The sequence below is a fragment of the Legionella sheltonii genome (genome assembly GCF_026191355.1).
Taxonomy (GTDB): domain Bacteria; phylum Pseudomonadota; class Gammaproteobacteria; order Legionellales; family Legionellaceae; genus Legionella; species Legionella sheltonii.
The window spans coordinates 1-1,148 of sequence record NZ_JAPHOQ010000040.1; the positions used below are offsets into that span (position 1 = coordinate 1).

Below are 1,148 nucleotides of genomic sequence, written 5' to 3' on the forward strand. Positions count from 1 at the left end.
CTCATGTTACGCACATGACCTTGTAGTTTGAATAAAAAGCATTAGAATTTCGTCCTTATTTTAGGGAGGAAGTTAAATGGATATGCTTGATCTTTATAGTGATTATTTAATTTGTCAGAACAAATATGCGACAGCCACCGGATTATCTGATTTGGTTGATGGAGCATTTGCGCATGACAAGGTGACTCGATTTCTTCGTTTTGAGTCTTTTGATTCAAAATCCCTTTGGCGCTATGTAAAAAAGCCAGTGAGGTCGCAAGAAACGGTTGGTGGTGTCTTAATACTGGATGACTCCATCGAAGAGAAACCCTACACGGATGAGAATGAAATTAATTGTTGGCATTACTCTCATGCTAAAGGGAGCGTGCTCAAAGGAATCAACATCTTGTCATGCATGGTTCGCTATGCTGACTTCAGTGTACCCATAGGGTATGAGGTGATTAAAAAAGATGTTGCCTATTGTGATATTAAAACCAAACAAGCCAGAAGAAAATCATCGGTTACCAAAAATCAATTATTTCAAAACCTGATTACTCAGGCCATTACCAATAAAGTGATGTTTGATTATGTGCTTGCAGACAACTGGTTTGGCTCGAAGGCCAATATGGTTCACATCCATAAAGACCTTCAAAAATCGTTTATCATTGGGATTAAATCTAACCGCACGTTAGCTTTATCTGAAAACGAGGCCAAAAACGGACGGTACCAACAAGTAAGAGCTTTAGAATTAGAAGAGGATGTAGCCCACACAGTCTGGCTTAAAGGCCTAGACTTCCCCGTGAGGCTCCTGAAAAAAGTGTTCAAAAACGAAAACGGTTCAACAGGAATTCTCTATCTTGTTTCTAATGACATGCCAAGTAGTGCCGAACGTCTTTATGAAGTGTACCAGAAACGGTGGCGGATTGAAGAGTATCACAAATCAATTAAGCAAAATGCAAGCTTAACCAAGTCGCCCACTCGAACCGTTAAAACTCAGTGTAATCATATTTATGCTTCTATTATTGCATACTGCAAGCTGGAATTGTTGAAGATAAAAACTCAATTAAATCATTTTGCCATTAAGTACAGATTGATCCTTAGAGCAAATCAGCTTGCATGGCGGGAGCTTAAAAATATGGCTGCTTAAAATAGATCGTGCGTAACATGAG

The 1,148-nt window shown here is 39.0% G+C and carries 1 protein-coding gene; it reads left to right on the forward strand.

Going from position 1 to position 1,148, the window contains the following annotated elements; all coding sequences use genetic code 11:
• The first annotated feature begins 76 nt into the window (after positions 1 to 76).
• The gene (locus OQJ26_RS19245; protein WP_265701959.1) at positions 77 to 1,126 is read left to right on the forward strand and encodes an IS701 family transposase; all 1,050 of its coding nucleotides are present in this window, start codon (positions 77 to 79) and stop codon (positions 1,124 to 1,126) included.
• The last annotated feature ends 22 nt before the right edge of the window (positions 1,127 to 1,148 follow it).

Bases quoted from the DNA above. Each gene is read 5' to 3' on its own strand.
- OQJ26_RS19245 (WP_265701959.1), top strand. From the start codon at position 77: ATGGATATGCTTGATCTTTATAGTGATTATTTAATTTGTCAGAACAAA.